The following is a 21,167-nucleotide window of genomic DNA, read 5'->3' as shown; positions in this document are numbered from 1 at the left end:
GTTAGGAGCGTCAGCGTCTCGTAGAGAAGCAGATACCCTATGAATTCTCCAGAGTACCAGCAGGGTATTGGCCCTACCGCGCGTGTAATTTTGCGTAAGTCCTATAAACAGACAGAATTCATTCTGACTCAAAAAGCCCATAGTCCAGTGATAACGAGTCTGCTTACCCTGCTTATTTAGAAGATAATTATGGGAAACCTTAATTTGTGAGAGCGAAAGGCTTTTGCCAGAAGGAACTAGAATTAGGAAACACCTAGCTGGGTTCTTCTGAATTTTGAAATTAGGAGTGCATGTGTGCCAAAATCCCCTAAATATTTGCTGATTGGATCAACCGAGACTTACAGCGGTAAATCTGCAACTGTTCTGGGTTTGTCTCATCAGCTACAGCAAAAAGGACTGGATATTACCTACGGTAAACCGCTTGGTACGTGTCTAAATTCGTCTAGTGGAACCGTAATTGAGGAAGATGTCCAATTCATCGCTCTTAGCCTCAATTTGCCGGAAAACCGTGTCGCACCTACAATGCTGGCTTTGGATGAACTCAATGTGCAAAAGCGCTTACGAGGGGAAGACAAAACCGATTATCAGCAGTCTCTAGTACAGCAATATTTGCATAAGTCCCAAGGAGATTTGGTGTTACTAGAGGGGCCTGGTGATTTTTCCGAAGGCAATTTGTTTGACTTGTCTTTGCTGCAAATGGCTGAAGTACTGGATGCTGGTGTGCTGTTGGTAAGCCGCTATAAATCGTTGCTTTCGGTTGAGGCGCTATTGGCTGCTAAAGGGCGTGTGGGCGATCGCTTGATGGGAGTTGTGATCAATGATATCCCTGTCACCCAACTAGAAGCGGTTAACACTCTCTTACGTCCGTTTTTGGAACAGCAAGGGATTCCCGTACTAGCTATGCTGCCGAGTAGCGATTTGCTCCGCAGTATTAGTGTTGGCGAACTCGTGAAGCAGTTAAAGGCTGATGTTCTTTGTCGCAACGATCGCATGGATTTGTTGGTGGAAAGTCTGGCAATTGGAGCAATGAATGTCAACTCTGCTGTCAAGTATTTCCGTAAACGCCGAAATATGGCAGTGGTGACAGGAGGCGATCGCGTAGAAATTCAGCAAGCGGCTTTGGAAACTTCTACCCAATGTTTAATTCTCACCGGGCAACTACCACCGCCGCCATTCATTCTCAGTCGTGCTGAAGAACTAGAAATCCCCATTTTATCTGTTGACTTAGACACTCTCACCACTGTAGAAATTGTTAACCGTACTTTTGGGCAAGTCCGTCTCCATGAGCCGATTAAGGTTCAGTGCATTCGCCAGTTAATGTCTGAGCATTTTGACATTGACCGCTTGTTATCTAAACTTGGTTTAACTCCGGCAGCGGCATTGTCTTAGATTCATCAACGTGAACAATTAAGAGCGCCAATGCTCAGTTATCAGTTAGCCAGCTGTATTACTGCTGAGGGTACAGCTGGTTCGCCGTCACCTCCCAGGGGACGGCGTGCTGTTTCCTTCCGCCCCATAGCTGGGACGTGCTTAGTTGCAGCAGCTAATCCAAAGACAGGCATATTCCCGTAAATGGCCTTATATCTTCCCGGTTCTATTAAATAAGTTTCGTGCCAAATGCCAACACTGCCATCAGCACCAATGGCTTGATTAAACTTTTGCCAAGCTTTTAAATGTGCATCGGCTGGATTTCTAGCAAAACGCTCCAAATCTTCGAACGATCGCCAATACTGAATCAATCCTACCCCTCGCCAGTAAACAAAAGTTTCTCCTCCTAAAAAACCTTTTTCAGGATTCTGATTAAGGCTTTGTAGCATGGGCGACATTGCCCTCGCCGTGGGAACCCATTTGGAAAAAGCGAATAATTTATTAACTCGCATCCCAATCAGAAACACAATAAAGGGTTCATCAATCTCGGCTGTAAATCGTCCCGGTCTTACTTGAGGCATCTCTGGCTCCTTGTTGCTTGAGTTATTATGCAACTAATTGCATAACGATATTATTATGCAATTAGTTGCATAAGTCAAGTAGGGAATTAAAAATTATGGCATTAGCGCACGCAATATTAGCGGCTCTGGTTGAGGCACCCTGTAGTGGGTATGATTTAGCAAAACGATTCGATGGCTCTGTAGGTTTTTTCTGGTCGGCAAGTCACCAGCAGATTTATCGGGAGTTATCGAAGCTAGAAGATCAAGAATGGATCAGTTCTGAGACAATTCTCCAAGCAGGACGGCCAGATAAAAGGCTCTACAGCGTTACAGACTTAGGACAACAGCACCTCAAAGAGTGGATTGCTCAACCTTGTGAACCCACACCGATTAAAGATGATTTACTGGTAAAAATTTTTGCTGGTCATATTGTTTCTAACAAGATTATCTTGGCAGAGCTAGAACATCACCAAAAAGCCCATCTAGAAAAATTGTCTACGTACAGAGATTTAGAGCAGCATTACTTTAATGACTTGCAAGAATTACCAGAAGCAGCCAAATTTCAGTATTTGACTCTCTTAAATGGCATTACTTATGAAACAAATTGGCTAGCCTGGTGTAATCAAGCAATGGAGTTATTGAACCAAACAGTCGAAAAATTGTAGCAATGTCTAACTCAAGTTTTCCTCGCATCTACACGCTGTTTGGTAAAATATCTGGGTCGTTTAATCGGATTATGTCTATCTTTGAGCCAATCAACAGACCTTATTAACCTAGACACATTAGCGCAAGAACTGGCGACCATCCAGCAAACGGGTTCTAAAAGAATCGCCTTGTTGGGTTCTCGTCACGTTCCGATTACGCACCAGAATCTTATTGAAATGATGACTTATGCCCTAGTTTTATCGGGTAATCGCATCATTACTTCTGGTGCTACAGGTACAAACTCAGCGGCCATCAAGGGAGCAACGCGGGCTGATGCAAATTTGTTGACGGTGATTTTACCTCAAAGCCTGGAACGTCAGCCTTTGGAGTCGCGCCAGCAACTAGAACAGGTAATGCATTTAGTGGAAAATCCCAGTAATGATAATCTGTCCCTTGCTGAAGCTAGTTACCTGTGCAACAAGGAGATTGTCTCCCGTTGCCAGCAACTGATCTGTTTTGCGTTTCACGACAGCCGCACCCTGTTGCAAACTTGTCAAGATGCAGAAGAACAAAGAAAAGTGGTAACGCTTTTCTACTTTGATTAGTCATTTGTCATTTGTCTTTTGTCATTTGTATTTGACTCATGACCAATGACTGATGACTAATGACTAATAACCAACAACAATAAGTAATGATAATTTTTTTGTATTCGATCGCTGCTGCTGTCGTTCTAATTTACCTGCCATTTTTGGTAGTAGCTTATGCCCGTGTGCGTATTGGCAAGGAAATGCTTGCTACTCCTCGCGCCATGTTTGATAAACTGCCGCCTTATGCTCAACGAGCTACCTGGGCACATCAGAATACCTTTGAAGCCTTTATGGTATTTGCCGCAGCAGCATTGATGGCTTATGTAAGTGGTGTAAATTCTTTTACAGCCCAAGTAGCTGCGATCGCCTTTGTGGTGGCTCGTTTCCTATACTCGATTTTTTATATTTTGAATATACCCCCTTTGCGATCGCTCATGTTTGCCATTGGTATGCTTGGCTCTACCACTCTCATCTTCTTGAGCATCATCCAAGCTACTAATTAAGTGGGGACTGGGGAATGGGGAACTTGTACTGAGCGCAGTCGTTGGCGTAGCCTCTCGTTAGAGAAGTATGGGGAATGGGTAGCAGGAAAGGATTAGGGGACGAGGGGGACAAGGAGGACAAAGGGAAATTATTGAATAAGTCTCTTCCTTGTCTCCCCCCTCTTCCTTGTCTCCCTTGTCTCTTCTCCATGCCCAATGCCCGTCTGCCTCTTTGCAATACCCAATCTAAAATTGTTCGACTGAGCGAAGTCGAAGTCCAAAATCTAAAATCTAAAATGTTTTATGGCTTCTACATTTTCCTTTGACATTGTGAGCGACTTTGACCGACAAGAGTTAGTTAACGCCGTCGATCAAGTTATACGAGACATCAAAGGTCGTTACGACCTTAAAGACACTGAAACTACTGTCGAGTTGGTCGAAGAAAGCATTAATGTTAGTACTGACAGCGAGTTTACCTTAGATTCTGTACATACCATCCTGCGAGAAAAAGCCGCCAAGCGTAACCTCTCCCAGAAAATCTTTGATTTTGGCAAAGTTGAATCAGCTAGCGGTAATCGCGTCCGTCAAGAAATCAAACTCAAAAAAGGCATCAGTCAAGAAATCGCCAAGCAAATTTCCAAATTGATTCGGGACGAATTCAAAAAAGTACAAGCCTCAATCCAAGGTGATGCTGTGCGGGTTTCTGCCAAATCTAAAGATGACTTACAAGTAGTCATGCAGCGACTAAAACAAGAAGACTACCCAGTTGCTTTGCAATTTACAAATTATCGTTAAAAGATTCGTAATTCGTAGTTAAAAATTCAATTACGAATTACGAATTACGTTAGCGCAGCGTTAGCGACGCAGGAGCGTCATTACTAATTATTTTAAGCTCGTCCGCCAATACTTTTTTGAAATGCTGGACGCTCAGATAACTGCTTTATATAGTTCAACACGGATGGGTAAGAACTGAGGTCTAGCTTCAGCATGACGGGAATGTAACTCAGAATAGATCCCACTGCTACATCAGCAACAGTGAACTCATCGCCAAGCAAAAAAGGTTGCTTACTGAAAATTTCATTTAACGGAGTCAACAAGCGGGGCATTTCCCGCTCCCGACTTGCTTCTACAAAAATTCCTGGTCCAAGGGTAGCATTGGCAAACAATACCCATTGGGAAAATACAGCACGTTCCTCTAGTGAAGGTGGGGTTTTACCGTACTTCTCAGCAAGATACAGCAAAATTGCTCCAGATTCCCAAAGCTGAAAATCCCCATCAATAATTGCTGGAACTTTACCAACTGGGTTAATTGCCAAATATTCAGGCTTGAGGTGTTCACCCGCCTGCATATCGAGTTTGACGAATTCGTAAGGAACTTGTATTTCCTCTAAATACCATTGAACAATTGAGGCTCGACTACGAGCGCCACCGTAAAGTTTGAGCATAATTACTTAAAGAACTTTGTGAGTGTGAGAATGCTGTTTAACGTTATCTTCTTTTGTTACAACCCTAGCGGCATTTAGCACCCGTTTGCGCTCAATTGAATACTTAAATTCACTGTAGTTTGTGCCTAATGGAATTAGGGATTTTGCAGATTCACGGCGCTTGTATGTACGAGCTGCTGCAAATACTCGCGGCACAAATTCCTCTCCAAACTGAGCCGACTCTGGGAAACCATCCGGCAAGAATTGTGAATCGCCATCCAAAACAGATCCCAAAGTTGTTGCATGAGCCAGCTTATAGGAGGTAGGAATGCCCTTTAAAAGCGCTTCCAAAGCCGCAGAGGGAATAGGTTCTATGACTTCGATTTGATAAACTTCTCCATCTTCTTTGACGAAGCAGGTTGCCAAGCCGAGAACAATGTAGTCATCGGTTGCTAAATCAGGGGCATTGGGATAGGAAATTGCAGTTGTCATCAGAAAATTTCTCAAAACTTAAAAATTAAATCTAGATTCTGGGGCATTGGGAATGGGGAATGGAGAATGGGGGCAGGGAGCAGGGGAGCAGGAAAGGATTAGGGGACGAGGGGGACAAGGAGGATAAGGGGAAATTATTGAACAAGCCTCTTCCTTGTCTCCCCCTTCTTCCTTGTCTCCCTTGTCTCTTCTCTATGCCCCATGCCCCTCTGCCCCTCTGCCTCTTCTGCTTCCTCATCTTTCTCTGTCCCTCTACCCTCTCTCATCTCTAAAAGAATGGCTTGTTGGCATTCTACCAATTTGTCGCTCTCACTACTTGACCAGTCTTTGAGATTGACATCTGCTTAGGACTTACGCAAAACTACACGCGGTAGGGGCAATACCCTGTAAGAAGACGCTTCTCTACGAGATGCTCCGCGAATGCGTCTACATGAATTGCCCTCAATACGCTTGGGTTAAGGCTAAAAACTAGAACTGAATCGTATTGGAATTGCTCCTACCGGAGAATCAGGGTTTGGGCTATTTTTTGCCTAAATGCTGTTTCTATTTCTGGAATTGACCTTTGGGATCAAGTATCCATCATTAGGTTTGAGGAGCAATTGTTTATTTAGGACATATATTTTTCTGGTGCGGCTAGGTAAAGTTCTCTCTTTAGATGGCTTTTTTGTAACCCTAAATACTTTAAAAATAGACACAGTGGTAAAACCACTACCGACCAAAAACTAAAATTTAATTTTACAAAGCAGGGATTTCAGGCAGGGAAAGATGAATATTCACTCATTTCTAGCTGACGATGACCAGCAAAACAAGCAATATAAATATGTTTTAAATAATACAAGTAAAGTCCGAGAGCAGAGGAGGAACGATCGCAGTGCATCTACTTTAGGGAATAACTACCTACGCTCTTTTGCTTTGAAGTCGGCTCAAGAAGGTAACTATACTGAGGCGATCGCACTTTTAAGTCAACTAATTTACCGCCAACCGTACAATGCCATTGATTACAACAATCGGGGGCTAATTTATTTCCAAAGTGGTGAAAGGCAAAAAGCGCTTTACGACTATAACACCGCCCTGAAACTCAATCCCTATTTGGCTAGTGCTTATAATAACCGGGCAAATTACTATGCAGCTTGTGGAGAATTAGCAACAGCACTTGCCGACTACGATCGAGCCATTGATTTGAATCCTGGCTATGTTCGGGCGTGGATTAACCGAGGCATTACCTGGCGTGAATTGGGGCGATACGAGGAGGCAATTGAGAATTTTGAGTTAGCACAGCTTTTCGGTCAACTAGAAGGTCATATCTGGGCTGAACGCGGCAGAACTTACCATCTTTGGGGTGACTGGAATTGTGCGATCGCTGATTATCGTCGTGCCCTTACCCAATTGCCTGTTCTCGAAACAACTAGGGACTTTACTGGTTCTGCCTTGCGTTTACAAATCGAAAATTGGCTAAACGATTTGTTATCTCCTGAGCATCCTATTTGGTAGATTAGTTCTAAGTAAGTCGGCACAATAAAACCAAATTGCGTGAAGAAAAGTAAATAAGGCTCAAACCCTTTTTTTACTGCTCCTTGTCCCCTAACTGATCCCAAGGATGATTGTTTACGCCGACTTACTGGGAATTCAAAATTCAAAATAATTGATTAAATTTTGAATAGATTTTACTAATAGATGATAACTACATAGCTATTCAAACATCAGCTATTAACCATTATTTATTAGCAATAATATAAATTAGCACCCGGTTTTTACGTAGCCAAAATCACAATAAACCTAAATAATCCTAAATACGCCATTTAGCTTAAGGTGATGACTCTGTTTGTTCATCTTCTCTAAGATCCTTATTCATCAACACGACCCGACGCTGATTGGGAGCAAATCTGAATCCTTGTTGTTGCATAATTCTTTTAGTTTGCTGAGGATCGAAGTTACGGCTAAATTCCACCTGTAAACTATCGACGTGTACTTCCATCAACTTGACTTCAGTATTAATTTCTCGCAACTTTTCTTGCTGTAACCAATGATGAGGCAAAAGTTGTGCTAAAGCAGATGCTGCAACGGCTGTAACTACAAGATTAACCGCTATCTTGGCTGTGCTTTCTAGTGCCATCACCTGGTAAGAACGTTGACGAAGATGCCGCTTTGGTCGAGGAATGACCCGGCGTTTTTGTATAGGTTGTGACGGTGGTCTGGAGGGTTGAATCGCGTTCATGATGCTAAAAGATAACCTCGCTTAGTGAAGGGAAGCACTGTAAAAGCCCTCTGGCGATAATTACTGCTTGATTTAGCTGTCATATTACTTCATTTTTTTGAAATAGCTACAAGTGTCTCACCAGTTAAAAAATAACCTGGCTTACGTAAGTGCTAGTTTCCTAGCTACTGATGGCATAAAGCCAAAAGAAGAAAGGAAATTGCACCCCGTACTGCCAGGATTATTAGCTTTTTAACTGTGTCACATCGTAGCCTTATTTGTAAAGTTCTGTGGCTAATCGCCAAGCTAGAACTCCTGGAATCAGCGCTACAACTAGAGCGATGTAGACTTGAGTGTCCGAGATGGAAGATATCTGAGCGATGTACAGAGTATCTAAGATAGGCATGGCTGAAAACCTCCTAACCTGAATAGATTTTGAACAGTTCGTTTACTACTTTTCCTTGTTTTGCCAGAATTGTGGAATATCTTGTTACAAGATGCAACAAAAGCAGTTATTAATCAGTAGTCCTTATTTATTCTCTATTAAAAAAATTTATAAAAATTATGAATTTGTATTTGGGTATCGACTTCGGTACATCTGGCGCACGCGGCGTGGTAATTGACGAGGAAGCCTATTGTATTCAGGCTGAGGTGAGATATCCCTTCCAAGACTCAACAGCCACCATTACGCCAAAAATTTGGCAGGAGGCTTTGTTTGTACTGCTGGAACAAATACCTGACCAATTGCGGCGAAAAATTAAAGCGATCGCAATTAATGGTACTTCTTCCACCGTCTTACTAGTTGATGCTGCTGGTAATCCAACAGACGCGCCACTGATGTATAACGATGCGCGGGGATCATTGCTGCTAGAGCATTTGAGGAGTATAGCACCCCCTAATCATACCGTGTTAAGTGCCACCTCCAGCCTAGCCAAACTTTTGTGGATGAGGCAATTACCCTCTTTTAGTGAAGCGAGATATTTTCTGCATCAGGCAGATTGGCTGGGGTTTCTCCTACATGGACAGTTAGGAATTAGCGATTATCATAATGCTTTAAAGCTGGGTTATGACGTGGAAGAGTTGAAATACCCAGAATGGCTAGAAAAACTGCAAATACCGATTCAGCTACCCCACGTTTTAACTCCTGGGACTCCCATTGCCGAATTGCGTCCTGAAATTATGGATAAGTTTGGTTTTAGCCGTGATTGTCTTGTATGTGCAGGTACAACTGATAGTATTGCGGCTTTTTTAGCCAGTGGTGCAAAATTACCTGGTGAAGCCGTGACTTCCCTTGGTTCAACATTGGTACTAAAGTTATTAAGTCGTACCCGTGTAGAAGATGCCAGATATGGAATTTACAGCCATAGGCTAGGTGATTTGTGGCTGACTGGTGGTGCTTCTAATACTGGAGGTGCAGTACTTAAGCAATTTTTCACCAACGCTGAGTTAGAAAGCCTTAGTCGGGAGATTGATGCTTCAATTGCCAGGGAGTTAGATTATTATCCGTTGTTGAAGGCAGGCGATCGTTTTCCAATTAACGATCCTAATTTAGCCCCACGTTTGGAACCACGCCCAGATAATCCAGTGGAATTCTTGCATGGGTTGTTAGAAGGTATTACACGCATAGAAGCACGAGGGTATGAATTATTACAGCAAATGGGAGCAGACAAGTTAAGTCGTGTTTATACTGCTGGCGGTGGCGCGGCTAATGATACTTGGACTGCGATTAGGGCGCGTTATTTACAGATTCCTGTAGTAGCTTCAGTGTATACAGAAGCTGCTTACGGAACGGCGCTGTTGGGTATGGAAGGGGTGAAAAACAGTAATTGTGTAACTATCTTTTCGTAGATATGTTCTAAATCAGTATCTATCCCAGTGACAATCGACATATCTCGAACGATACTGGGATGATTAGATACCGGACTATAGATTCCAGGTTTATGATCTGGGCAGCTATTCGGGGATGGGTGCTTCGCCACAAGCGAATGTCATCTATCCCCTTTACTAATTTATTGGTGTGAGTTTTAAGGGATTAGGAGAAAAAGGTTTTTTAAGAAGGTTTGACCTGTGCGATCGAGATTATCATCTAGGGAAAAGGTGAGGCTGCGGACTCGGATTTGATCGCTTTTAATATTTAGTGGGTGTGTCAAGTCTTTAGGGTATATCAAAAAGGCTTGTTCGCATTTTGTTGTGTTGGCGTAGCTGATCATTTGATAAATATCTGTATTTCCTGCCTGTTCAGGAGCTTTATACTAGAGTTGTCGGGAAATAAAAGATAAGTGAGGCAATGCTGGTCTTGTAATTGGGATTCTCTTAAGCAGCCATCAAGTAGAAGTTCCATAATCCTGCTGCGGTCAGCATCAAATGGTCATCAAAGTTTTCAATCCGATTACGATAAATGACACTGGCGGCGTTGTAGCGCTTCACACCAGCAAAGGCATTTTCGCAAACTACACGGGATTGACTCAATTGACGATTCTCCGTTTTTTGAAGGTCACTTAACTTGCCCCCTTTGGGCTTTTTGTGAGGAAGATGGAGATTGTCATACTGCTTCTGTAATCCCTGAAAGCCCGAGTCTACTTCAATCGGAATTTCATCAGGCACACTACCTGCAATGTCATCTTCGTCATGAAAACGTTTGTCATGCAGTTTGCCTTCTCGTGCTTTGCTTAAGATCAAGACCCGTTTGGTTTCATCAACTGCCGCCAAGTGTTTATGCGTATGACGTTTCTTTTTACCGGAGTAATTCTGTTGTTGTTGTTCTCTTTCTTGAGGTCGCGCAATTGGGCGTTCTGTCCCATCAATCATCACTCGTTGCACTCCTGGAAAGCGTGACAAAAATGCTTCAATGCTTTCGAGATGGCGTTCCGGCAGCGCCATCTTCTGTCCCAAAGCCGCTTCTAATATTGGCTGCAATCGATGCATCCACTCATGTGCCTGGGAGCGATGCATATCAAAGAGCAGTCCCGCCACATCGAAGGTCGGATAACATTTGAAATAGAAAAGGATGAAAAACAATTTGTCTTGGGCTGTAAGTAAGCGGGCTTTGCGTCCTCCACCCAGGCCACGTTGACGAGGCTTGGCCTGTTGAGTATCTAGGTACATCGTGGTAAACGTGGGCAAAAGGGCATCAAATGCTTTCCGGTTCAACCCAGTTAATGCCCTCAACAGTCGGTCTTGCTTCAGCGCACCTTCAATATTCAGCATCATTCTTCCCTACCACTGCTGTCTATTCTCTCTTATTTCCCGACAAGTCTACTTTGTATCCAAAACTGCTATTGTTTTGCCAGTATCGGTATCACACAGTAATATATCTATACTGAAATGCCGATTCTGACTAATTTCTATTGGATGTTGCTGTTTAATAAAATAGCCTTGTGGTATGTTTTTATTAAGCCATTCTGCAACAAAAAGTTCATATAAATGTGCCATATCGACGAGAAAAGGTAGAGTTTTGTAATTTCCTCTCTCATGACTGGGGCTACTATTTTCTAAAAAGAATCGACATAAATTATGTAATAGTTCATAGTCAGGATTAAGGCGATTATACTGTCTGAAAATACAATCTTCTGTGCTACAAGGTTGCAGCGTTACTAATCCTTGTAGGGCATGATAGGCTTTTCGTACTGTTGGTGATACTCTCTCTGAACATAAGCTGCTACGACCAATGATATAAAGTGTCCATGCCAGGATTTGATTTTCTTTAATATCAGCCGTATGTTCTTCGTAATCGCATTTAAGTTTAACATTCCACGGCTTTTGAATTAGCTGTTGCACATCTAGCCTTCCCCGTACAAAAGAAAGCTGCTGTGTTTTGGGCAAGTAAGTACGATATAATCCTTTGCGGCATCGCTCTAAAACTTTATCGGCTAATATATGAGCCAGATTATTATAAAAATTCTCTAAGGATTTACAATCCATCATACCTTCGAGAAAGCGGAAACCTTTAAAATTGTAGGCATATTCCAGCATTCCGAAGAGGTTTTGGAGCGGCACTTTTGGATTTATTTTTATATGCAATTTATGAGTTACAGGAATGTAACCTACCCATCCTTTTGCTTGGAGTTTCCAATGTTCTCTCGTTTTATAGGTAGGAAATTCTATATCTACTTGGGTTTTGTATTTTTCATATAACTCAACTCCTGCTGAATCGGGTATTTCGGTACGTTGAAATGATTTATTTTCGTATTCTGTAAGTTCAATAATTCTTGGTTGTGCTGGGTTTATATCCATAGTTTATCTTTTATTTTATCCCAGCGAAACTCATCTACTTTTGCTAGCTGATTAAAAAAGTACTCTTCTAAATATGGTTCAATTTCCATAGGCCATATATCATCCATATCTTCACGTAGGTTGTCTGTTAAGAAGAATGAAATACCAATTTCGTAATTTTTATCTGCAATCGCCTGATTTAATTGCTGTAAAATATTAATTAATCCTTCTACTGCAAAACCTCTTTTTTGGTGATAACGTCGCAGGACATCATAATTTGGACGAAGTTCGATAAATGCAAAGCGGCGGCGTAGCGCATGATCTATATTGGCAATAGACCTATCTGCTGTATTCATCGTGCCAATAATGCGGACATTTTCTGGAATGCGAAAGGTGTTACCACCAGCTAGTGGAATTTCTCTATTTCGGTACTCAAGTAAGTACATTAGTTCGCCAAAAACTTGTGCGAGATTAGCACGGTTTATTTCATCGATAATTAAAACGCAAGTTCCTTGATGGTACTCTGCTTCTTTGCAGAATTTTAGAAAACGGCCTGGAACCAAAGGGTATGTTAATTGTCCATCTTGGCTTTGAGGACGTATACCTTGAATAAAGTCTTCATAAGAGTATGTGGGGTGAAATTGCAGAAGTTCTGAGAAGCCATCACTACCACCTATTAAATGTTCTGCAAGGTGTTTAGCAATAAAGGTTTTTCCTGTTCCAGGTGAACCGCTTAAAATTATTTGTTTTTTGCGATTAATTGTACGTATCCACCGTTTTAAATCTGTTTCATTAAACCCAATTATTTCAGAACAATGCTTCAGAGAAAAGTTAGGCTTTATTTGATAACAGGAAAAAAAAGCTATAAATTTATTAGTAGCATCTATAACTTCTTGAGATTTTTGAAAATCTATATGATTTGTGCATTTCATCCATTCTAAGTCTGTATTATCTTCGTCAAAAAATATTTCTATGATTGCAGCTTCATCTCTAATAAATTCATTGTTTTGATTATAATTCTCATGTATTTCGGCTAAGTTTATGATCTTATCCAAAAATATACTCTCACTAATTAGTTCAGCTTCTCTTCTCTGCAACTCATATATATCTCCATCTAATTGAAACTGCTGGTGACTAATTTCCCATACAGATTTAAATATCATTGAGTCACTATTTAGGCTATCCATCGGTACTTGCATTACTTGCTGTAAAGCATTCTCGACAAAGTACAAAAGTAGATTATTTGGTTCGGATTTTGGCAGTATAGGACAGCATAAACCATTTACACAGTCGATTATATATTCATTGTAATCGGGAATTATGTGAATACCTTTAAGCCACTCTCTACTGTAATTATTAATATAGTATTCCCAATAATAATCATTAAAAAATTCCAGGTAAAAACTTACAATAGCAAAAAATCTTATAACTACTAGCAAAAGCTCACGTTTATTAGAATAAGTTGCAAGTCCGGTGTAGATTATTATTTCCCATGCTTGCCAAATCAGTTCTAAAGCCTCCCATTCCTGCTTTGAGCCTCCAGTCGCAATTCGGGAAGCGTAAGCTACATCACCCCAAGTAAGAATATTTTTTTGATTCATATCATGGATGATCTAAATAGCCAAATTACTTATTTTATAATATTTAATACTTATTTATTAAATATTAAGATAATCGTAACAAACTTTCACTATGCATATTAACCGATCGCACTGATGGGACAAAAACACCAATTTGTGGATTGAAAGTAAACAGATGCTGTAAAAAGTTCGGGTATTTTGTAAATGCGGATAAATGCCTGGCGACAGTAGGCTGCTCTAATGACAGCAAGCATAACACGGAGTCAAAAAAGTGCAAATCACTAAGTGCAATGTCGAGTTAACAACAGATGGCGGTTTAATGCGTGTTTATGTATTGGCTCCCATAGCACCAGGAAAATACCATAGTATTCTTTTAGTAACCATCAACCCAACGTTATAAATACCAAATCGCAACATAACTAGCATCTGTGCGCGATCGCATTTTCACTTTCGCTCAATTACAATGTTATCACTTACTTAGTATTGGATCTAAATGTCGCCAGTGGTTTACTTACTTAGGAAGCAATCAGACAAGTTCTACAAGGTGGGGTTTATGCCTGTGTCGGCTATAGCTTTGATGCTAATGCTTTAATCAAACAAGCTGCGGCACTTCTTAAAATGATGCGACCAAATTTTAATTTGATTTATAGATGATACGATCGCAGTAAAAGTACTTTAGAGAACTATGACAATAAAAAAGCGCATTGAGCTTAATCAAGGATGCTTCCTTAACCCTGCAAATAAAAAGATAGTTGCCAATGTAGCAAGTAAAGATATTTTAAATTTAATCACCCAAGAATTAAAAACTCGTTATTCACCAGAAACTCAAAAGCAAGTACTTGAAGAGAGTTCCCAGTTATTGCCGAATTTCGTATTTGAAGAATTATTAAAACGTCAAGAGGAGTTAGTAAACGTTAACCCAGATAGCTTAATAATAGTTAACTGTAATATCACAGATGCAGAGGTCGATGATTTAGAATTTAATTTAAGGGTCGAAGCATATTTTGTAATTGGAGATACAACAGGTCAAAATCATTTTCGGGCTAATAGAATAGTCCTTTGGTCGAATATATGGGGTGATGAAGAAGAACTACTTTTAGCTTTAGAAGATGAACTAGGCGAACAATTTTGGACAAATTATCAAATTCAATTGGTTTTTGATGAAGAAAATGAACAAACAATTGAATTAGAAGTATCACAAATAGATGATTGTGCAGCAAGATTAGAATTTTCTCCATCTCATCAAAGATTTTTACCATCCATAGTTTCCTTTACGGATAGTGAATTATAAAAAATATTTTCCACAGTAAATTATCAGCCAATCAATCAGAATCATAATCACGACTTCTTAAAGTTACAGTATGAATTACTGGTACTCAAGGAAAATAGAAATTTATTGTATAAATTACTGCTGTCTCTAAACAGTCAAGATAATGCTGTAATTTTGCTGAATTTAGAAATTCGGGAGAAATTGCTTCCAAAATACCACTTACGACTTTAGAGTGTTGAAATAACTCAAATAACTATTTATCTGAAGGCGAGGTATGACAACAAACTTTAGTCGGCGTGAATTTATCTTGTTTAGTTCAGCCGCGTTTGCTACCAGCTTAGTGGTACAAGCTTGCAGTAATAAGCCGACGACACCAACAGCGACAACAACAGGTGGTACTGAAGGGTTTAAAATAGCGATCGCTCTCCCTGGTACGATTACCGACAAAGGCTGGAATCAATCTGGTTATGAAGGAATCAATCTAGCAAAACAAAAGCTAGGTGCAGAAACCGCCTATGTAGAAAAGGTAGCACAAGCAGATCAAACAGAAGTATTAACAGATTTTGCTCGTAAAGGCTACAATCTGATCTTCGCGCATGGCGGACAATTTGATGCCGCAATTGAACAAGTCGCTTCACAGTTCCCCAACACATTTTTTGTGGGAGTAAATGGTAATCTCAAGGGTGAGAATATTGCTTCTTTACGAATAGATCACCTACAAGCTAGTTATTTGTGTGGTGTTATCGGTGCTTCTCTCACTAAATCTAATAAATTAGCTTATATTGCTGGAGAGAAGTTTCCCGCTACCGAGGGAGAACTGCGGGGATTTGAATTAGGGGCAAAGTCTGTTAAACCAAATATCAAAATTACTTCTACTTTTACAGGTGATTGGGATGATGTTGCCAAAGCTAAGGAAGCAACTCTTGCCTTAGTTTCTTCCGGTGCTGATGTCATCTATCAATGGTTAGATAATGCTTCAGCCGCAGTCTTACAAACAGCAGGTGAAAAAGGAGTATATGCTTTTGGTAATACCAAAGATCAATTAGATGTTGCACCAAAAGCTGTCTTAACCAGCGCTGTCAAACGCTTAGATTTAGCCATAGCTTACATAGCAGAATTAGCCAAACAAAAACAAATCAAAGGGCAAATATATACAATTGGTTTAGAAAGACCAGATATATTATTTTTAGGGAAATTCGGAGCAATCATACCGGAAGCAGTAAAGCAAAAGGTATTGAATGCAAAACAAGAGATTGTTAATAAAAAAATCGTTTTTGAAGACTGCAAAGAGGCTGGTAAGGATACCCGCTGTGTGAAGAAAGCAACAACATAGGTTGAGCATATAGATATCTTAAAAACTTTCGTAATCAAATTCCCCCCCTTAATCCCCCCTTAGAAAGGGGGGAAATAAGAAATCTTGTTCCCTTCCCTTTCTAAGGGGAGGGTTAGGGTGGGGTAAAATTGACGCAAATCTTCACTACAAGCTATCAGTTTTGTGAATATGAACTATTTACGCTTAAACAATATTACTAAACGCTTTGGGTCTTTTATTGCTAACGACAATATAAATCTCTCTGTGGCATCTGGAAGCATTCATGCAATACTAGGCGAAAATGGGGCAGGGAAGAGTACTTTAATGAATATTATTAGTGGACTCTATCAACCTGATGCTGGTGAAATTTATCTCCAAGAACAACCCATCAAAATTACTTCACCAAATGAGGCAATAAAATTAGGCATTGGCATGATTTACCAACACTTCATGCTTATACCGAAATTGACTGTCACAGAAAATATCATCTTAGGGATAGAGAAAACTTGGCGGCTAAATCTAGAAGATAAACAGCAAAAAATCGCCGCCTTATCCCAAGCTTATGGATTAGAAATTGACCCTACTGCCAAAGTTGAAAATTTATCTGTTGGGGCACAACAACGGGTAGAAATTCTCAAAGTTCTCTACCGTCAAGCAAAATTGTTGATTCTTGATGAACCTACAGCAGTTTTGACACCGCCAGAAGTAGAATCATTAATTGCTATCTTGCGCCAATTGGCCTCTGCGGGCAATACAATCATTTTTATCAGTCATAAATTAGAAGAGGTAATGAATCTCTGTGATTCAGTCACAGTTTTGCGCCAGGGAAAGGTAGTAGCAACAACATCAACTGAAGCGGCGACATCTCAGCAGTTAGCAACATTAATGGTAGGACGGGAAGTAGCTTTACAGTTAAATAAAAGTCCTACATTACCAGGAGAAATCATTTTATCGGTGCAAAATTTGCAAGTTGCTGATGAAAGAAATATTCTTGCTGTGAATAATGTATCTTTTGAACTGCGGGCGGGAGAAATTTTAGGAATTGCTGGTGTCGATGGCAATGGACAGCGAGAATTAGCTGATGCCATCGCTTTTGTGCGGACTATTAAGCAGGGTAAAATTGAGTTTACGCCTAAACATTCCTCAGTAGGCTACATCCCAGAAGATAGGCAGACAATGGGATTGGTGTTGCAATTTAGTATCGCCCAAAACTTGATTTTAAAAGCTTTTAAATATCTGCCATTTTGTCGCCGTTTTTTGTTACAACAAGAAGCGATCGCTAATCGTGCCCAAGCTGCAATGCAAGAGTTTGACATTCGGGCGAGTGGGAAAGATATCTTGGTAAGTCAGCTTTCGGGAGGAAATCAACAAAAAGTGGTGTTAGCGCGAGAACTGGCGCTAACACCAGCTTTAATTATCGCTATGCAACCCACAAGGGGGTTAGATGTGGGGGCGACAATAGCCGTCCAGTCTCGAATCTTAACAGAACGCGATCGCGGTGCGGCAATTTTGTATATTTCCACTGAGTTAGAAGAAGTGATGGCGATGAGCGATCGCATTGCCGTAATCTACAGAGGTGAGTTTGTGGCTATTTTGGATGCAGCTACGGCGAAGGTGGAAGAAATTGGTTTGTTGATGGCTGGGGGAATTAATTAATTAACCTCAGTTCGGGTTAAGGACTTAATCTTAATGGCTTAGACAAGATAATAAGGGTTTCTGGCTTTCAAAACTAACGCCAGAATCAAGGTTTCAGCTTATTCCGAACTCAGGTTATATTAGCAACAACACTAAAAACAGAAAAAATTCATAAAGGTGACTCTATGACTCAAGCTTTACCTAAAACCAAGCTAGTAACCTTTGAAGAATTTGTACAGTGGAAACCTGACGGGGGGCGATATGAACTGCATGATGGAGTAATTGTAGAAATGACACAACCATTGGGCGATCATGAAGAGATCACAGGATTTTTAGCTACAAAAATTCCAATCGAATATGACCGGCTTAAACTTCCTTACTTCATACCAAAAACAGCACTCGTAAAACCACCTGAAAATGAATCCGGTTATTCTCCAGATGTATTAATAATCAATCGCTCCAATCTCGTAAATGAACCTTTGTGGAAAAAGGAATCTACTGTTACTCAGTCCGCATCAATTCCTCTGGTGATTGAGGTAGTTAGTACCAATTGGCGTACTGACTATTATACTAAGCGTGGTGTGTATGAAGAAGTTGGTATTCTAGAGTATTGGATTGTAGATTACCTAGCTCTGGCAGGCAAATCGTTCATTGGCAATTCCAAAGAGCCTACAATATCGATTTATTCACTAGTTGAGGGCGAATACCAAGTCAGACAGTTCCGTGGGAGTGATCGCATTATCTCACCTACTTTCCCGGAATTGAATTTAACCGCCGAGCAGATTTTTCAAGCTGGAAACACTACCACATAAAGTTGACTTAAATTAATTTTAGGAGATGGCAAGCCATATTTGATTAAGTTGCCTGACTTCGGAACTTACACTTATAACATTGAGAAATGCAGAGAAGGCGATCGCTTTAGGGAAGTTTCAAAATGCGATTTTCTATGTTCCCAGTTATGTCTCAGTGCAAGCGTTCTATTGGGTTAGGAGTTATGTAAAAATAAATTGAACAATTAACTGACTACTTTGGGTTTGATAATATAGTTCCACTCACCATGAAAAGAATTTCGTTCGATTGCGATAGTATCAAGCTCTTGGTCTGTAACCTTGATTCCCGTTTTGTAGAGATTTGGATCTAATCTAGCTTCAACTTCTAATCCTTGTGTGGTGGTAGTATTGCGAATTAGATTAATCACAACTTGCAAGCTAGTTAATGGTCTGCCTCGCCAGTTTTGGGTAATGTGACAAAACAAGCGATGCTCAATCTTATTCCATTTACTTGTGCCTGGAGGAAAATGACACACATGAATAGTTTTACCAGTATCAGTTGCTAATTCTTGTAACTTCAATTTCCACAATCGTGAGCGATAACTATTGCTACCACCGCAATCAGCCGTAATCATTATATGCTCACTGCTGGGATAAACTTGTTTACCCATTGAGTACCACCAATGACGAATAGACTCGACTGCAAACTCTGCGGTATCGTGGTCAATGCCAACATTTACCCATCCTTGATTTGAGGTTAAGTCATAAATTCCGTAGGGAATTGCCTTGCCCAACTTGGGGTCAACAAAATCATGCATTTTCACCTCAATTGGCTGTTCCTTTTCACACCACTCGGTTCCAGAATTTTTAAAATCTCCAATTAATTCTTTTTTTTTGTATCAACTGAAATTACGGGTTCGTTCTGGGATTGAAAGTGCAAGACTTGGTTGGAAATATGTAAAAACTGATCATCTCTATCTGGATGAGATGAGCCATCACGGGTTTTACGATTTGATTGTAAGCTGTAGCCAAGCGATTCAAGTAAGTTATAAACACTTTTAGGACTAGTCCTATGTCCCCCAATGTTTAATGCCGCAGCCAGTTTCACAACACTTTTAGAAGTCCATTTTAGAGGAGATTCTGGGTCTCCCAGTGTCACTGGTTCAATCAGCGATTCTAAATCTGATAGCAGCATTGCGTCTTTTTCTTCAAGTAGTTTACGTCCAGCACCTGACGAACGAATTCGATTACTATCATCATTCGAGGTTTTTTCCCCCGAAGCGTCTAACAATAACCGTATCCCAGCATGGATTGTAGTCCGGGATAGTCCAGTTGCGAGCGCAACCTGACTCACGCCTCCCCAGCCCAGGCTTCGGGCTTCAATTGCTGCCCAAATACGCCGTGTTTTCTCATTCAAATAAGGCGATAACGAATCGTACTTGTCTTGAATGCTTTCTACTACCTGCTTATCAGACATATAAGCCTTTAATTCGGTTACATTCTGATCATCTTACCATTCAGCAAATTGTTCAAGTTATTTCCACATGATGCCTTAGACTCGTGCTGACACTAATTAATCGATTGCTACCCCTACTATCACCGCTCATTGCGATCGCCTCCGCGCTCATCGTCGGTGCTATCCTCATGCTAATTGCTGGGGCAAATCCCATCACCGCATATAGCATCTTATTTCAAGAATCTCTCTCTACCTACTTTGGATTTGGTAACACCCTCACCAAAATGACACCGCTATTGTTCGCTAGTTTAGGCGTATTAGTGGCGTTGCGGGCTGGGCAATTTAATGTCGGTGGTGAAGGACAAATTTATCTGGGTGCGTTGGGAAGTACTTTAATTGGGTTATATGTGCAAGGATTACCTGCGCTGATTCATATCCCCTTAGCACTTTTGGCAGGATTTTTCTTTGGTGCAGTTTGGGGTTGGATTCCTGGTTATCTCAAAGCTATACGCGGAGTGAATGAGGTAATTACTACATTGTTGCTCAACTATATCGCAGTGAATTTAGTTAGCTACCTCGTCCAAAATCCATTAATGGCAACAGGTGCGCCTAGTCCTTATTCACCATTAATTGCTAAAACATCGCGTTTGCCGATTATCTTACCGCAAAGCCTCGCCCATGCTGGGATTTTATTAGCTTTAATTGCCGCAGCTATTTTATGGGTATTGTTAGTGCGATCGCCTCTAGGTTATCAAATTACGGCAGTGGGATTTAACCCGATTGCCGCCCGTTATGCCCATATATCTGTTGAACGTACCATTATGCTGGTGATGGCTTCTGCGGGTGGTTTAGCTGGGTTGGCTGGAAGTTGTGAGGTGATGGGGTTGAAATATCGGCTATTTGAACAAGTTTCACCAGGTTATGGATTTGATGCCATTGCGATCGCTTTTTTAAGTCGTGGTAGTGTTGTCGGTGTAGTTTTAACTTCTTTGTTTTTCGCAGCGCTTCGCAGTGGTGCAAATGTGATGCAGCGTAGTGCAGGTGTGCCGATAACTGTGGTTTACGTAATTCAGGGGTTTATGGTGTTATTTATTGCTATCAGTTTCGCAGTCGAAAGAGAAATAAGAGTAAAAACGCAAAGGGGCGCAAAGGTTTAACGCAGAGGAACACGGAGAAAACT

The 21,167-nt window shown here is 40.9% G+C and carries 24 protein-coding genes; 13 read left to right on the top strand and 11 right to left on the bottom strand.

Going from position 1 to position 21,167, the window contains the following annotated elements; translation table 11 throughout:
- Positions 1–294 precede the first annotated feature (294 nt).
- A complete protein-coding gene (locus NPUN_RS23950; protein WP_012411051.1) occupies positions 295–1,389 on the top strand; it encodes a phosphotransacetylase family protein in 1,095 nt (364 codons plus the stop codon).
- 41 nt (positions 1,390–1,430) lie between these two features.
- On the opposite strand, the gene NPUN_RS23945 is transcribed toward NPUN_RS23950, so the two are convergent.
- Positions 1,431–1,949: a DUF4188 domain-containing protein gene (locus NPUN_RS23945; RefSeq protein WP_012411050.1), complete on the bottom strand. Its 519-nt coding sequence runs from the start codon at positions 1,947–1,949 to the stop codon at positions 1,431–1,433.
- Between the two features lie 95 nt (positions 1,950–2,044).
- Here NPUN_RS23945 and NPUN_RS23940 point away from each other — a divergent pair, with 95 nt between their 5' ends.
- From NPUN_RS23940 to NPUN_RS23925, 4 genes are all read left to right on the top strand, one after another.
- On the top strand, positions 2,045–2,593 hold the full coding sequence (locus NPUN_RS23940; RefSeq protein ID WP_012411049.1) for a PadR family transcriptional regulator: 549 nt from the start codon (positions 2,045–2,047) through the stop codon (positions 2,591–2,593).
- 81 nt (positions 2,594–2,674) lie between these two features.
- Positions 2,675–3,178: a hypothetical protein gene (locus tag NPUN_RS23935; protein WP_041565591.1), complete on the top strand. Its 504-nt coding sequence runs from the start codon at positions 2,675–2,677 to the stop codon at positions 3,176–3,178.
- 86 nt (positions 3,179–3,264) lie between these two features.
- Complete coding sequence (locus tag NPUN_RS23930; RefSeq protein ID WP_012411047.1) at positions 3,265–3,663, top strand: MAPEG family protein; 399 nt, start codon at positions 3,265–3,267, stop codon at positions 3,661–3,663.
- Between the two features lie 282 nt (positions 3,664–3,945).
- Positions 3,946–4,437: a YajQ family cyclic di-GMP-binding protein gene (locus tag NPUN_RS23925; protein ID WP_012411046.1), complete on the top strand. Its 492-nt coding sequence runs from the start codon at positions 3,946–3,948 to the stop codon at positions 4,435–4,437.
- 92 nt (positions 4,438–4,529) lie between these two features.
- On the opposite strand, the gene NPUN_RS23920 is transcribed toward NPUN_RS23925, so the two are convergent.
- Both NPUN_RS23920 and NPUN_RS23915 read right to left on the bottom strand, forming a co-directional pair.
- Positions 4,530–5,087: a glutathione S-transferase family protein gene (locus NPUN_RS23920; protein ID WP_012411045.1), complete on the bottom strand. Its 558-nt coding sequence runs from the start codon at positions 5,085–5,087 to the stop codon at positions 4,530–4,532.
- A gap of 6 nt (positions 5,088–5,093) precedes the next feature.
- Positions 5,094–5,558 (bottom strand): hypothetical protein, encoded by a 465-nt coding sequence (locus NPUN_RS23915; protein ID WP_012411044.1) that lies wholly within the window; start codon positions 5,556–5,558, stop codon positions 5,094–5,096.
- Positions 5,559–6,323: 765 nt separating this feature from the next.
- On the opposite strand from NPUN_RS23915, the gene NPUN_RS23910 reads away from it, so the two are divergent.
- Positions 6,324–7,049: a tetratricopeptide repeat protein gene (locus NPUN_RS23910; protein ID WP_012411043.1), complete on the top strand. Its 726-nt coding sequence runs from the start codon at positions 6,324–6,326 to the stop codon at positions 7,047–7,049.
- Positions 7,050–7,362: 313 nt separating this feature from the next.
- On the opposite strand, the gene NPUN_RS23905 is transcribed toward NPUN_RS23910, so the two are convergent.
- Positions 7,363–7,773 (bottom strand): slr1601 family putative cell division protein, encoded by a 411-nt coding sequence (locus tag NPUN_RS23905; protein ID WP_012411042.1) that lies wholly within the window; start codon positions 7,771–7,773, stop codon positions 7,363–7,365.
- A 253-nt stretch (positions 7,774–8,026) separates the two neighbouring features.
- Positions 8,027–8,116 carry a photosystem I reaction center subunit XII gene (psaM, locus tag NPUN_RS23900; RefSeq protein ID WP_040630342.1) on the bottom strand — a complete coding sequence of 30 codons (90 nt, stop codon included), beginning with the start codon at positions 8,114–8,116 and terminating at the stop codon, positions 8,027–8,029.
- Between the two features lie 200 nt (positions 8,117–8,316).
- On the opposite strand from psaM, the gene NPUN_RS23895 reads away from it, so the two are divergent.
- Complete coding sequence (locus tag NPUN_RS23895; protein ID WP_012411040.1) at positions 8,317–9,600, top strand: FGGY-family carbohydrate kinase; 1,284 nt, start codon at positions 8,317–8,319, stop codon at positions 9,598–9,600.
- A gap of 176 nt (positions 9,601–9,776) precedes the next feature.
- Here NPUN_RS23895 and NPUN_RS23890 read toward each other — a convergent pair whose 3' ends face one another.
- The 5 genes from NPUN_RS23890 to NPUN_RS44235 all read right to left on the bottom strand — a co-directional run bounded on the left by NPUN_RS23890 (position 9,777) and on the right by NPUN_RS44235 (position 13,798).
- Complete coding sequence (locus NPUN_RS23890; RefSeq protein ID WP_041565590.1) at positions 9,777–9,962, bottom strand: hypothetical protein; 186 nt, start codon at positions 9,960–9,962, stop codon at positions 9,777–9,779.
- Between the two features lie 103 nt (positions 9,963–10,065).
- Positions 10,066–10,962, bottom strand: coding sequence for a transposase (locus NPUN_RS23885; RefSeq protein ID WP_234710972.1), 897 nt, complete (start codon positions 10,960–10,962; stop codon positions 10,066–10,068).
- Positions 10,963–11,007: 45 nt separating this feature from the next.
- The gene (locus NPUN_RS23880; protein ID WP_041566389.1) at positions 11,008–11,985 is read right to left on the bottom strand and encodes an McrC family protein; all 978 of its coding nucleotides are present in this window, start codon (positions 11,983–11,985) and stop codon (positions 11,008–11,010) included.
- On the bottom strand, positions 11,976–13,565 hold the full coding sequence (locus tag NPUN_RS37870) for an McrB family protein (protein ID WP_012411039.1): 1,590 nt from the start codon (positions 13,563–13,565) through the stop codon (positions 11,976–11,978). The genes NPUN_RS23880 and NPUN_RS37870 overlap by 10 nt, the downstream gene beginning before the upstream one ends.
- Positions 13,566–13,663: 98 nt before the next feature.
- The gene (locus NPUN_RS44235; protein WP_272913933.1) at positions 13,664–13,798 is read right to left on the bottom strand and encodes a hypothetical protein; all 135 of its coding nucleotides are present in this window, start codon (positions 13,796–13,798) and stop codon (positions 13,664–13,666) included.
- Between the two features lie 17 nt (positions 13,799–13,815).
- On the opposite strand from NPUN_RS44235, the gene NPUN_RS44230 reads away from it, so the two are divergent.
- From NPUN_RS44230 to NPUN_RS23850, 5 genes are all read left to right on the top strand, one after another.
- Complete coding sequence (locus NPUN_RS44230; protein WP_272913932.1) at positions 13,816–13,944, top strand: hypothetical protein; 129 nt, start codon at positions 13,816–13,818, stop codon at positions 13,942–13,944.
- Between the two features lie 285 nt (positions 13,945–14,229).
- On the top strand, positions 14,230–14,835 hold the full coding sequence (locus NPUN_RS23865; RefSeq protein WP_012411038.1) for a hypothetical protein: 606 nt from the start codon (positions 14,230–14,232) through the stop codon (positions 14,833–14,835).
- 253 nt (positions 14,836–15,088) lie between these two features.
- Positions 15,089–16,147, top strand: coding sequence for a BMP family protein (locus tag NPUN_RS23860; protein ID WP_012411037.1), 1,059 nt, complete (start codon positions 15,089–15,091; stop codon positions 16,145–16,147).
- A gap of 168 nt (positions 16,148–16,315) precedes the next feature.
- Positions 16,316–17,782, top strand: coding sequence for an ABC transporter ATP-binding protein (locus tag NPUN_RS23855; RefSeq protein WP_012411036.1), 1,467 nt, complete (start codon positions 16,316–16,318; stop codon positions 17,780–17,782).
- 164 nt (positions 17,783–17,946) lie between these two features.
- Entirely contained in the window at positions 17,947–18,573 is a 627-nt protein-coding gene (locus NPUN_RS23850; protein WP_012411035.1) for a Uma2 family endonuclease, read from the top strand.
- A gap of 203 nt (positions 18,574–18,776) precedes the next feature.
- On the opposite strand, the gene NPUN_RS23845 is transcribed toward NPUN_RS23850, so the two are convergent.
- A protein-coding gene (locus tag NPUN_RS23845; RefSeq protein WP_086000586.1) for an ISAzo13-like element ISNpu10 family transposase occupies positions 18,777–20,008 on the bottom strand; the annotation gives its coding sequence in 2 pieces (ribosomal slippage) (positions 18,777–19,429 and positions 19,429–20,008; 1,233 coding nt in all).
- An 83-nt stretch (positions 20,009–20,091) separates the two neighbouring features.
- On the opposite strand from NPUN_RS23845, the gene NPUN_RS23840 reads away from it, so the two are divergent.
- Positions 20,092–21,144: an ABC transporter permease gene (locus tag NPUN_RS23840; RefSeq protein ID WP_012411034.1), complete on the top strand. Its 1,053-nt coding sequence runs from the start codon at positions 20,092–20,094 to the stop codon at positions 21,142–21,144.
- Positions 21,145–21,167 lie beyond the last annotated feature (23 nt).

This window comes from Nostoc punctiforme PCC 73102, from assembly GCF_000020025.1.
Taxonomy (GTDB): domain Bacteria; phylum Cyanobacteriota; class Cyanobacteriia; order Cyanobacteriales; family Nostocaceae; genus Nostoc; species Nostoc punctiforme.
The sequence above is the reverse complement of the archived record's forward strand: the minus strand, read 5'-3'. Positions and strand labels throughout refer to the sequence as shown.